The 13,265-nt window shown below is 63.5% G+C and carries 6 protein-coding genes; 1 reads left to right on the top strand and 5 read right to left on the bottom strand.

What is annotated here, in order from left to right; all coding sequences use genetic code 11:
• Positions 1-6 precede the first annotated feature (6 nt).
• The 3 genes from CD932_RS23510 to CD932_RS23505 all read right to left on the bottom strand — a co-directional run bounded on the left by CD932_RS23510 (position 7) and on the right by CD932_RS23505 (position 8,945).
• Entirely contained in the window at positions 7-6,558 is a 6,552-nt protein-coding gene (locus CD932_RS23510; protein WP_254926736.1) for a DUF3320 domain-containing protein, read from the bottom strand.
• Positions 6,559-6,880: 322 nt separating this feature from the next.
• Positions 6,881-7,054 carry a hypothetical protein gene (locus tag CD932_RS29060; RefSeq protein ID WP_176461069.1) on the bottom strand — a complete coding sequence of 58 codons (174 nt, stop codon included), beginning with the start codon at positions 7,052-7,054 and terminating at the stop codon, positions 6,881-6,883.
• A 19-nt stretch (positions 7,055-7,073) separates the two neighbouring features.
• The gene (locus tag CD932_RS23505; protein WP_094445247.1) at positions 7,074-8,945 is read right to left on the bottom strand and encodes an AI-2E family transporter; all 1,872 of its coding nucleotides are present in this window, start codon (positions 8,943-8,945) and stop codon (positions 7,074-7,076) included.
• 324 nt (positions 8,946-9,269) lie between these two features.
• Here CD932_RS23505 and CD932_RS23500 point away from each other — a divergent pair, with 324 nt between their 5' ends.
• Positions 9,270-10,436: a helix-turn-helix transcriptional regulator gene (locus CD932_RS23500; RefSeq protein WP_094445246.1), complete on the top strand. Its 1,167-nt coding sequence runs from the start codon at positions 9,270-9,272 to the stop codon at positions 10,434-10,436.
• Here CD932_RS23500 and CD932_RS23495 read toward each other — a convergent pair.
• Entirely contained in the window at positions 10,426-11,403 is a 978-nt protein-coding gene (locus CD932_RS23495; protein ID WP_094445245.1) for a transporter, read from the bottom strand. The two genes, CD932_RS23500 and CD932_RS23495, sit on opposite strands and share 11 nt — an antisense overlap.
• A gap of 72 nt (positions 11,404-11,475) precedes the next feature.
• Complete coding sequence (locus CD932_RS23490; protein ID WP_094445244.1) at positions 11,476-13,221, bottom strand: amidohydrolase; 1,746 nt, start codon at positions 13,219-13,221, stop codon at positions 11,476-11,478.
• Between the last annotated feature and the right edge of the window lie 44 nt (positions 13,222-13,265).

Genomic DNA, 13,265 nt, shown 5'->3' with positions numbered 1-13,265 from the left:
TCCTGCTTAGCTATTCTCGAGCGCCTGCTCCAGCCGCTTGCGACTGGAGGTTCTCACATGATGCATGCCTAGTCGCTTGGCCATCGCCGCCACCGCGCCGTCGCCTGCCAACCCGTCTGCGGCTACCAGTTGCGCGAGGGAAGTCAGTTCAGCCATGCTGATTTCTTCAACACTGCGGCCAGTATCGCCGTCTCCATTGAACACGACAGGCAAGTCAGGTCCGCGATCGGCAGCCCAGAAGAATACGCCGACATCCTCTTGCGTAGATGGCAGAAACGATAGTGCAAGCGACGACACTCGCTCCTGGATACGCGCACCGGTACGCTGCCAACCGTGTGCGCGTGCAATCCGTCGTGCCAGCACGGTATCGCGCACTGGACCATCGAGCGTGACGATCTGCTCCAGCAGCTGTCGCAGTTTCCCGTCATAGGCTGGCTCAAAGAAGGCATCGGCGTCCACTGCGCCCGCAGCAACTTGCGGCCCTGACTCCATTTGCCGCGTGAGCGTCGGGAACTGCGCAGGAACGACTGGCGCACGCCCGGCGTACTGCATCTCAGGCACAGCATCGGCCCGCTCATCCGGCACCACCCTCATCTCTGCCTTCGCCCTGTCGCTGGCGTGGCGCGCCTCAGCTTCGACGGCCTCGCGTGCGGCAGCCTTGTCGCGTTCCGCGCGGCTAAGCTCAAGCAAGCGCGCCAACATCGCATGGACTTTGTCGAGTGTGCCTGCCCGGTCTACCCACCAGTCGGTTGACCAGATGCGCACGATTTCCCATCCCAGTCCCCGCAATACCTGTTCACGCAACATATCGCGGTCACGCGCTGTTGCCGAGCGGTGATAGGTCGCTCCATCGCACTCGACTCCACACAGATAGATGCCCGGCGCATCCGGATGCACCACCCCCAGGTCAATCCGGAACGACGATGCACCGATCTGCGTATGCACCTGCCATCCGCGCGACGCCAGTGCAGCGGCGACTGCTTCTTCAAAGGGACTGTCGAAGCCACCCAGGCTACCCTTGGTGGCTTCGGCCAGCGCAGACGGGCCGCGCTCGGCAAACTCCAGGAAATGCTTGAGGTCACGCACGCCTGCAGACTGCGTACGCGACAGGTCAAACTGCTCCGCTTTCAGACTTGAAAACACGCGCAATTCCTGCCGCGCGCGCGTAATCGCCACGTTCAGCCGGCGCTCGCCGCCATCGCGGTTCATCGGGCCGAAATTCATTGATATCGCGCCGCCCAAGTCGGGACCATAGGTGATCGAGAAATAGATGATATCGCGCTCGTCGCCCTGTACCGACTCCAGGTTCTTGATGAACAGTGGTTCGAGTTCCGTCTCCGAGAAATACTGTTCGAGCGCCGGGTCTTTGCGGCGTTCCTCATCGAGCAGATCCTCGATGAGATTCATCTGTTCGGTGTTGAAAGTGACGACGCCAATAGTCAGCTTCGTCTCCTTGAAATTGGGCGAGCACAATTTGGCGATGATATCCGCTACCAGCGCCTTCGCTTCGTCCTTGTTGATACGCGCTCCCCCCTTTTCATAAACACCATCCACAACATGATGGAAGCTGACGGCACGGTCCTGTGCCACCGGTGAGGGAAACGTGACAAGGCTACCGCCATAGTAGCGATGATTGGAAAACGCGATAAGGGACTCATGCCGGCTGCGATAGTGCCAGGAAAGATTCATGGTTGGCAGATTGGCACCCATGCATTCGTCGAGTATGCTCTCCAGGTCAACTTCAACCTCCTCGTCATCTGACGACGACTCGGCACGGTCGAAGAACGCGGTTGGCGGCAACTGCTTGGGATCACCCACCATCACTACCTGCTTGCCGCGTGCCATGGCGCCGATCGCATCCCACACGGGAATCTGCGAGGCTTCGTCGAAGACCACCAGGTCAAAAGCGCTTGCATCGGCAGCCAGGTACTGGGCAATCGACAAAGGACTCATCAACAGGCAAGGCGCCAATTTGGTCAACGCCGCCGGTATGCTCTGTATCAGTTCACGCAGCGGCTTATGCTGTTTTTTCTTGCTGATCTCATGACGCAGCACGCCCCATTCCGAAGCCCGCGTGACCTCATCTGCCCGGGGCATGCCTGCGCACAGCGAGGCGCGCACCCACGCACGCGTGAGGTCGGTGAACTGACGGTCGAGGGCACGGAAATCTCCTACCCGTTTTTCATGCTCGACCGAAACGAAGCTGCGAATGACCGGCTCGTTGTCGACAGCCCGGTTCAGCCACCAGCGGCTATAGTTGGTTTCAAAGGCCCGCAGCGCTTCTGCAGGCGCAACAGCGCCGCTCTCCATCGCATCGACCAGCGGCGCCAGCGACAGCGACTGTGCTTGCAGGCGTACCTTGCGCCAGGCGCACCAGGCTTTGAGCCGAGGTTCTGCCGCAACGATCTCTTTGGAGCACGCGATCAGATCCATCAATGGCAGCTCGTTGAACTGCATGGCGACGCCATCGTTGAAGACGCCATTCTTGCCGAGGCTGGCAAGCACTGGCTGCAGGGCGTCGTGGGCAGCATGGTACCTTCTGCCAGCGTCAGAGAACACGCCAGATGGGTTGAGCAAGGCATTGCCATCGACCACCAATTGCTCAAAAGCTTGCCTCAGCACGCCAGCGTCCTCCGGCGTTTCGGCCAGGTTCGCGATGGCAGCCAACACCACCGAATGAAAGGTGGCCACACGTTCGATATGGTCCGCGCGCGTATTGAGTCCCGTCCAGGTACCGCCGGCCGACACACGCAGGTGATCAAAGGCGCGCAGGCTGTCTTCGAGCTGATCCCGCTGCCGCAAACGCTGGTAGTCCTCCGCTAGCGCCGGACCGCAGTCGGAGGCCGCAACCTCATCATGTTCGCCTTGAAGCGTACCCGACTCCTGCACGGCGCGCAGGGCAACCTTGAACCGCATGGCCGCCGCAAGCAGATGCGATTGTGTTGCCGGTCCTTTCCACAAGCCACCCGTTTCCGCTGACAGCGCCTGCAGGTCGGCAATCCCGGCATCGAGCGTGCGCAGTTCCCGCAGGCGCAGCAACTCTGCCGCAAGCAGACTGCCGCAACGTCCGTTTTCGATGCTGTCGAAGGCCTGATCATCCCAGGCCTCCTGCCGGCTTGCCTGCTCCAGTGCCTGCTGAAACCGCAACGCTGTACGCACGAATTCGGGGCGCGTCTTCAGGCCAGTCCAGACTCCTTCGGTCACCGGGCCCATTGCCACTTTTTCTATCAACACTCTCAGGTCGCGGATGCGGACCAGCAAAGGCAGATCGTGGACAATATCGGCATCACCATCGCCGGTCACGCAGTCGGTCAGTGTTTTGGCGAGCTGGCGTTTGCGCATCCACGACAATGGCCACGTACTGCGTTCCGCTTCCATCCAGCCTTTTTGCAGCTGGTGGACATTAAGCCGTTCAATCTGTTCGCCATACTGTACCGACAGTCCACTTTCGCTCGCTGCCAGTTCATCGAACATCCGCACTCCGTCCTCCAGTTCCGCAACAACGTCTGCCGACCACGGTTTGCCCAGCATCGACAGCACGCGCTCACGTTCGGCCAGCAGCGCCAGCCCCTTTTTGCAGCGTGCGACAACAGACTCCGCCCATGCAGGCAGAATCTGCGAACTGAGCTCACGATGCCTGGCGACAAGCTGGCAGCCGTCGCGCAGAAGGCCCAGCAGTTCGCGAGCGTCGGGACGGAACACGAATCCCCATTGCTGGTCAAAGGCCTCGGGCAAGACTCGTACCATATCGGCTATCGCCATGCGCGCGCGCCGTCCGGTCGGCAATCCTGCAAGATTGGTTGCATTTTCAAAACCGGTGATAGCCTGCTGCAGTTCTTCGGCGCATGGCACCACCGAACTGGCCGCGCTGATAAATGCCTGCTGCCAGGAAGGAGTCCAATCGGGCTGCCCGACCGCTATCAGTGGGCCGCTGAGCAATTCATGTATGCCAACCGCAGCTGCGTTGACCTCAAGACGCGCCGTCACCTCCCGCAATTGTTCAACGTGTGCCTGGTCATGGGCGTCGGCAGCCCCCCAAGAAAGCGCCAGCTTTGGCACGTCTGCCCCGTCCACCACAATCCCGATCGCTTTATAAATCGTCAAACCATTGCGGTGCCGATGATGCAAGCGTTCGACGTACCGGTTCAGTTCGTCGCGCAGCCGCTTCAGCTTGATCGCCTGCGCGCGCCATTCATCAGGGTCGACGTCGCCTTGCGCGTCCCAGGCCCTTTGCAACTGCGTGATGACATCGAGCTTGCGCGCCTTGCTGGAATGGAGTTCAAGGCAGAATTCTCCCAGGCCAACCTCACGCAGGCGCCGGTACACCACATCGAGTGCGGCGATCTTTTCCGACACGAACAACACCCGTTTACCTTCAGCCAGGCATTGCGCGATCAGATTGGCAATGGTCTGGCTTTTACCTGTACCGGGAGGGCCGATCAGCACGAAGTCCTTGCCCTGCGCGCCGGCCATCACAGCCGACAGCTGCGACGAATCGGCAGGCAACGGACAGAAGGTTTTTTCGGGGGAAAATTGCGCGTCGAGTTGTCTCGCCAATGGAAATGCGGACGTCGATGGATAAGGCTCCCGCGGACTGTCAATCAAATGCCGCACTACAGGACTCTGGCGCAACTGCTCGGTGCGCTGTACCAGGTCGACCCACATCAGATACTTGGCGAACGAGAAAGATGACAGCACGACTTCGTCGGACACCTCCCACCCCTTGATATCGCGCACGGCATGGGACACGGTACGCCAGATTTGTCCGACATCGAGGCCTGCGGCATCCTGCGGCAGTTGGCCATCGAGCACGCCCAGGTTGAGTTGAAAATCCTGCCGCAGCATCTCGATGAGAGTTGGATTGAGGCGCGGCTCATCTTCATGAAGGCTCAAGGTAAAGCCCGAGCGCGCACTCTTGCGCTGCAGCGACACCGGGATCAGGATCAGCGGCGCCTTGTATTTCTGGCCCGCCTTGTCGTCGCGTGTCCAGTTCAGGAAGCCCAGCGCCAAAAACAGCGTGTTGGCACCACCTTCCTGCAGTACGGTGCGGGCGCTGCGGTAAAGATCGACCAGCCTTGCCTCCAGTTCCTGCTCGTCCACGCCAACGAATACTTCGCGGCGCTTCAAGGCATCAAGGGCATGTTCGCGCCGTACATCCTCGCGCGAACGCTGCTCGTGGATCGCCTGGCTGCGCGGGTCGCTTCCGTCCATCAGGTCCGGCCGGGGCAGCAAGCGTACCGGTGCGCCGTCGGACAACAGATCCTCCAGCGCGCCAGGTTCCGGTGCATCAAGGCGCATCGCCTTCTTGCCATTTTTGAAATTGAGCAGATTGTTACGCAGCGACAGATCCAGCAGTTTGCGTTGCCACCGGGCCAGCCGGTCCTTCGGATCGAGCACGGGAGCTTCGGCCGCCAGCGTGAGGTCGTCAGGCAATTCCGGCGCACCGTCATCGAAGGTCGCGGCGGTCGTTTTGAGCGGGACATCGTCCACTGATGGCGCAAACTGGTTTTCACCACTGGCGAGCGGCTTGATACGCTGCATGCGGGCGCGTCGGATATCGACCACCAATTCGAATTGATCTTCAACCTCTTCGGCAACCTGGCCAGCGCCACGCTCCACGGCGTAGGTAAACGATGGCGCCGGACGCGCGGTGATCAGCGTCGTCTCGAATAGCACCAGCTCCTTCAATCTGACGCGCTTGCGGATGGCCGTCACGTCATCGACCACCACAGTGGAGAACTCTTCCTGGCGTAGCCAGACACCGGCGAAAGCATGTCCTTTGGTAAATATCACAACAGCATTCAGACCCATTTGCTCAAGCGCCGAGCAAAACAACAAGGTCAGGTCAAGGCACGTTGCGATGCGCGCGTCGAGAACCTGCGCGGCACCGCGCACCTTCTGGCCACGATGCTCGAAACTGGCCGGCGGCAAGGCGTAGTCCAGGCCGATGCCCGCTACCGCAGTCCACAAGCCCGAAGTCAATTCCCATGCCCGCTTTGCACCACCCTGATACCCGTCGAGAGCGGCGCTTTTGCCGGCCTGGCGCAATACCTCGGCGGTTTGCTTGAGCAGTCGGTCGATGGCCGGCTCATTCGGTTGCACGAATGCCGCCACCAGATCAGGAAGGTGAGACAGACCGCCCCATTGATTGCGAGGTAACAGTTCGACCTTGCGCGCTTCGCTGGCCAGAATACTTTCTTCCGCCGATCCGGCCTTGCCGAGCAGCGTGAAAGTGATCATCGAGGTTTCCGCCTCGGTCAGCTTGGCGAGTAAAATACCATCCAGTAGCACATCACAATCCATGATGCCGTAGACAGACTTCGCCTGACAGGCATCAATGGTCCAGGTCTTGGGTCTGAGGAATGGTGGAAACGATTCCAGGCGCAACTGCAAGTCGGTGATTTCATGTTCGCTGTCGTTCACGATCGCCAGCTCACGCAGCAATGGTATGGAATTTTGAAAATCCGCGAGGTTCAACTTGCCGGCATTTGAAATACGAATCGCATATTGAGGCGCTGCTGTGACGGGCTGCTGCGCCAGGTTTTCTACTTGTTCCACACACTTCCCCATTGACTGAAGCAATTATTCAATACCAATTGAATAATTTTATTTACTATAGAAACATTTATTTTCTAAACATTAACATATCAGGAAGATTCATTAGTCACCAAATCTCACCTCGACGAAATTTGATGATATCAATGGGTTACGCTACAACAACCATATCTGGCCAGCGCCCGCTCAATGTGGTCCATGGACGACAGTTGCAGCTCCTCGACCTTGCAACCATTCATGCTCGAATGGGCAGAATTTTCTACCAGCCGCCGAACACGCCCGACAATGTAGCCGGGACCAGCAGGGACAGCAGTGGCGATGCCGTCTAGTCAGTCACTGCCCTGGTCGCTAGCCAGCACAGAATGGCGCCGCCGCACACCATCGGCGCGCCCTGCCAGAAAGCGGCCGACAGCGGCGCGCGCAGCAGCAAGCTCGATCGCGAACTGCATGACAAAATCGCGAGCAGGCCGGTGTTGGTTGCCTTGTTGGTGTTTTTCATGCCGCTATCGGCTCAGCGCTCAGCGCTTGGCCGCCACGGGTTTTCCCGGCGTGACAAACGCCAGCCCTTCCTCGAACGAGCGCAAGACGATATCGACCGATTGCTCGACGGCGGCCTGATGCGATGGGGCCACGATGTTGCTGTGACGGATAGTCACCAGGGTGGCGTCAGGCAGGTGCTCGCGCATGTCGGCCACCAGCGCGCGCCACTGCTCGAGGTCCGCTGCCTCCGGGTACATGATGAAGGCGGTGCCGACCAGAGCGCCCTTGTCGGCCACCTGTTGCGGCTGCGGCTGACCGAGCACGGTGCTGCGCACGTCGTCGCACACTTCGCGCAGCGCCAGCGCCAGCAATTCGCTGAGGAATTCGTCCTGTTCGTTGGCAAAGCCGGCGCACAGGATCACCGAGTGCAGCGGCACGTCCAGCGAACCCTGGAAAGTTCCCAGACGCGCTTCACGCGCCTGGCGCAGGTGGGCGCCAATATTGGCGTCGGCGAGCGACATCTTGCGGCGGCGCCATGCGCCGTAGCGGTGCCCGCCCGAGGCCCGCGCCACGGTATCTGCCAAGGCCATGACGGTGCTGAGGATGCGATCCTGCTGGGCCTGGTCGATCAGGCCCAGCGCGCGGTCGTCAACGGCCAGGTCCAGGCCCGGCAGCAGCACATGGTCGCAATAGCGGGCAAAACTGTTGCGGCGCAAATAGGCCTGGGCGTGTTCGATGACAGCGGTGGAGCTGCCGGCCAGCACGCGATGATAGAAGCGCTCCGCTTCGCTCACGCCGGGCGTGTCGGCAAACAGGATGGTGATCGCTTCAAGCGCGCGGATATGGCGGCCGGCCACCACCAGGCACAGGGTCAGCGGCGTGGAGATCAGCAGGCCGGCTGGCCCCCACAGGGTACCCCAGAACAGCGCCGAGACGATCACGGCCAGCGGCGACAGGCCGGAGCTGTGGCCGTACACCTTCGGTTCGATGATATTGGCGACGATGATTTCCAGCACGGCGAACAGCGCCATGCACGACAGCGCCAGGGTCCAGCCCGGATCGATGGCGGCGACAAACAGGGTGATGGCCAGGCCGGCCACCAGCGCGCCCACATAGGGCACGAAGCGCAGCAAGCCGCTGAGCGAACCCCACAGCAGGGCGTGTGGCACCTGCAGCAGCCACAGGCCCAGCGAGACGGTCAGCGCGAAGATGACATTGACGATGAACTGCGAGAAGAAAAACCGCGACACGCCCTCGGCCGCATGCACCAGGGTGCGCATGGTGCGGCTCACATCGCTCTGCCCGGCCAGCCGTAGCACGCGCTCGCGCAGCGACTCGTGTTCGAGCAGAATGAATACCAGCAGCACGAACACCAGCCCGGCTTCGCCGACCGGCCCGGAAATGACGGAAATAAAGCGCGCCACCGTATCGCGCGCGGCCGGCACCGGCGTGCGGATTTCCACCGGGACGGCTTGCGTCGCATTGCGCGGCAAGCCGGTGGACGCCGTGTGGTTTGCGCCCCTCGACAGGGGCGAGACGGCGTTCAATTCCGCCGCCAGGCGCACGAACGGGCGTTCGGTCAGCTCCTGGATGCGTTCGATCTTGGTGTGGATCGCGGCGCGGTAATGCGGCAACTCTTTTGTGACCGACACCAGTTGCAGCGCCAGCACGGCGCCGACAGCCGCAATCGACGCGCCCACCAGCAGCAGCGACACCACGGTCGAGGTCAAAAAACCCAGACCCCAGCGATTGAAGACGCGGATCAGCGGCGCAATCACCAGGCTCAGAATCAGCGCCAGCACCAGCGGCTCCAACACCGGACGGCCGAAGTACAGCAGGCCCAGCGCGCAAACGATGGTCACGGCGGAGCTCATCGCGGGCCGTGACAGCACCGTGTCTTTTAATGCCATGTTCAATGCTCCATTGCGGGTAGAAGGCGCGACGCCGTTAGTCACCGCCCGGAAAACGAAAAAGCCCCTGAAAATCAGGGGCCGGGCCAGCGGTGGCGCCAGCGCTGGCGCAAAAAATCATCGTGCGCGCGCGACGTGCCGGGTAGCTCACATGATACACCATGCGGCCCGTGCCGGGCAGGTCCGGCGCCGGCTGTGGTATCGGCGACGCAAAAAACCGGCCGCGACGCGATCGGCAGGTGCATTGTCGCCACCGCTATTGTAATCTTGCATACAGCAATGCACGCATTGCCACCTTCCCCCCTTGTGCCCCAGGACTTTCGCATGACCTTCCAGGATCAGCTTTTGCTCCATTTGTACGCCTGCCCCGGGGAACCGGAGCGCTGGCCCGGCGTGCTCGATCAGCTTTGCCGCGCGACCGGCGCCCGCTCGGCCGTGGTGCAGCGCATCGAGCGCGGCCACGACGGCCTGGCGGTGGCGTGGTCAAGCGCCGATCACGCCACGCTGACAGGACGACAGACCGCTCTGGCCAACGCCGACAATCCGCGCATCTCGATGCGCCGCATCGTGCGCGGACTGGACCGGGTGGTGCGCGACGAAGATCTGTTCGACCCGGGCGACGCCGAACAGGCGCGCCTGCAGGCGCAAATGGCCGAGCGCAGCCTGGGGCGCTTCATGGGCAAGCTGTGCGCCACCGGCGAAGGCACCTATCTGGCGCTGGTGCTGCACCGGGCGGTCGGCGACAGCGCCGACTTTTCGGTCGAGCAGGCGGCGCGCTTCGCCGCGCTGGCGCCGCATGTGAGGCAGGCGTATGAACTGCAGCTGGCGCTGGGCGCCCAGGCCGAACGGCAGCAACGCTTGTACCGGCATCTCGATCAGCTGCGCGCCGCCATGCTTGTGTGCGATGGCGAAGGACGGTTGCAATGGTGCAATCGCAGCGCTGCAGCGCTGCTCGACGGCAGCCACGGCATCGAGCGGCGCGACGGCCAGCTGCGGCTGACCAGGCGCGACGACGCCGGGCGTTTGCGCCTGTTGATCGCCGAGGTCGCCGACGGACGCCGCGCCAGCGCCATGCTGACCGTCGGCGAGGAGGGCCAGCGGCTGCAGCTGGTGTTGCGCGCGCCGCCGGGGCCGCAAGCGGCGTGCGGCGACGGCGAGGTGTTGCTGGTGCTCAGCCGCGCCGGCGCCGGCGCCGCCATCTCGGCCGACGTCGTCGCCTGCCTGTTTGGCCTCAGCGGGGCCGAAGCGCGGCTGGCGGTCGGCCTGGTGGCCGGCAACACGCTGGAACAGTATGCGGCGCAGCGCGGCGTCGGCGTTGGCACCGTGCGCGGCCAGGTCAAGCAGGTATTCGCCAAGACCGGCACCACGCGCCAGGCCGAGCTGGTGGCGCTGCTGCTGACATCGGCGGCCGCCTACGTGCTCGACGGCGCCGGCCCGGGCGGAACGGCTGCCGCGCCGTTCCGCTGCGTTCACCGCGCCTTTACAGCGTGAAGGCCAAGCGCAGGGCCACCTGCGTGCCCTGCGAGCGGTTCTTGCCGTTGAACTCCTTGTAGGCGTGCAGCCAGATGGCGGGCAGGCCCGAGCCGGGGCGCACGAAACTCAGGCTGGGGCCGAGCCCGTTCACACTGGCGCGGTTGCTCACGTTGACGCCGTGCAGGTGGTCATCGCTGATCTGGCGATAGATGAAACCGCCCACGCCGAACGTATAGTCGCCGACATGCTGGCCTGCAGCGAACTCATGTTGCAACTCGGCGCCGGAGCGGTAGCCGGTATCGCGGTTGCGGCTGTTTAAGTTCAGCTGCAGGTTCGACGACAGCTCGAAACCGGAGGCGCCGATGTAGGTGACGCCGTAGGACGGCGCGAGGGTCCAGTGGTTGGAGCCCGGGTTGACCAGGCGCGACTTGTCGTAGGAACCGGTGGGCGCCTGCACCGTCAGCACCGCCGACTGGAACAGGCCCGGCGAGACCCATTGCAGCGCCAGCGGCATGACCTGCATATCGCCCTGCATGCGCTTGCTGCCCGATTGGCGCATCGGACCGGCCGGAGTCGGGATGGTCAGGTCGAGCTTCAGGTCCATCACCGGCACGATCAGGCCATAGCCATAGTTGGCGCCCAGGAAGGTGGCCCTGGTCATTTTGATCGCGACCAGGCCGACACTGTTGACGGTCAGATCGACGCCGATCGGCACCGCCTTGCCCTGGTTGTCGCGCAACTGGCTGGAGTGATACGTGGTGGTGCGCACGCCGACGGCCGGCAGGTCCGTCGGCGGCGGCAACATGCCGGCGCCGAAATCGTAGATGCCGAACGGGGTGATCGGCGTGCCGCCTTCGACGGCGTGGGCGGCGCCGCAGGCCAGCAAGGTGGCGCACAGCGCGGCCAGCTGCGGGGTTAGCCGTGCGATGGCGAAGGTCGGGACGTGACGAAGCGGCGCACGGTGGCGCGAAACGAATGAACGCATGATAATTCCTTGAATGTGGTGGGCGCGGCGCCGGCTGGCGCCGCGCGGTGATCGATCGAGTGGCGCTATGTATCAGCGTGGTCGGATATACACGGGGCGGCCCTGGAAATAGGTCTGTTCCACCCTGGTGTCATGGATCCGTTCGACCGGCACGGCGTACAGATTCTGGTTCAGCACGATGAAGTCGGCCGACTTGCCCGGCGCGATTGAACCGGTGGTGGCGCCCAGGCCCATCGCGGTGGCGCTGTTGATGGTGTAGATGCGCAAGGCGGTGTCGAGGTCGACCGCCTGTTCCGGCCACAGCGCGCCGGGGATGCGGCCGAGCGGGTCGCGGCGCGTGACCAGGCCTTCGATGCCGAGCCAGGGGTCGGGCGTGGCCTGGCCGGCCGGCCAGTCGGAGCCGCCGGCGACCAGCGCGCCGGCCTTGACCAGGCTGCGTACCGGGAAGATGTGGTTGGCGCGCTCGGGACCGATGACGGCGTTCATGGCCATGCCAGGGCCGGTCGGATACCACAGCATCGGCGAGATATCGGCCGTCACGTTCAGTTGCCTGAAGCGGCCGATGTCGCTGTCGGCGATGAACGACGCGTGGGCGATCTGGTGGCGCTGCCCCGGCATGCCGTTGCGCTTGCGTACGTCGGCGATGGCGTCGAGCGCCAGGCGCAGCGAGCCGTCGCCGGTGGCGTGCATCTTGACGGCGATGCCGCGCCTGTCGAGCGCCGTGAGCCAGTCGGCCAGTTGCGCGCGGGTGTAGTTGCTCTTGCCGTGGAAGTGGGCGCCGTGCTCCTGGTCGGGCAGGTAGGGGCTGAGAAACTCGGCGGTGCGGGCCGGCGGCACGCCGTCGAGAAACAGCTTGACGAAGGTCGGGTGCAGATGGGGGCTGGCCAGGCCGGGGCGGGCGTCAAGCAGCGCCAGCGTGGCCGGATCGTCCGGGCTGGCCGACGGCGACGACGCCAGCGAGGCCACCATGTGCAAGGGCAGCTTGCCGTCAAGGTCGGTCTGGCGCCACACTTTGAGCATCGCCGCGTTGTCGTAGCCATCCTGGACGGCGGTGATGCCAAAGGCGCTCAGCTTGGCGCCGGCGGCGGCCGCCGCCTGTGCCAGGCGCGCCTCGGTGCGCGCCGGAATGGCCTGCTCGATCGTGGCGAAGGCGGCGAATTCCTTGAGCATGCCGGTCGGCGCGCCGCTGGCAGGGTCCTTCTCGATCACGCCGTTGCCCGGCGAAACGCTGGTGGCCGTGATGCCGGCCAGGCCGAGCGCGGCGCTATTGACCCAGCGGTTGTGGAAGGAGTCGTCGCGCAACACCACCGGATGGCCGGCGCTGACGCGGTCGAGCTCGGCGAGCGCGGCCGGCGTCGACAGCTTGGTCAGCAGCGCGCCGCCCCAGGCGCCGCCGACGATCCAGTCGCCGGGCGCAGCGCGGCTGGCGCAGTCGGTCACGCGGGCAAGGATTTGCGGCAGACCGCTTTCCGGCCCGAAATTGCAGGAGAACAGGTCCTCGTAAGAGCCGTCGAGCGGATGCATGTGGACATCGTTAATGCCCGGCATGACCATGGCGCCGGCCAGATCGACCACGCGCGTGGCGGGGCCGACCAGGCGGTCGATGGCGGCGTTGCTGCCGACAGCGACGTAGCGGCCGTCGCGCACGGCAAACGCCTGCACTTGTTCGGCCGGCCTGGCCATGGTGCGGATCTGGCCGTTGCGCACCACCAGGTCCGCCGCTTGCGGCTTGGGTGGCGCCGCGCCGGCCGACGCCAGCGCCAGCACGCCGAACAGCCCGGCGACGAGGTGGCGCAACGTAGGTGTTTTCAATTGCATGATTACTCCTGATTTAAGTTTTTATTGGATACAGCCAGTCCAGT

The sequence above is a fragment of the Janthinobacterium sp. PC23-8 genome, assembly GCF_002250505.1.
Lineage (GTDB): Bacteria > Pseudomonadota > Gammaproteobacteria > Burkholderiales > Burkholderiaceae_D > Janthinobacterium.
Note: the sequence above shows the minus strand (reverse complement) of the source record. Positions and strands in the feature narration are given on the sequence as shown.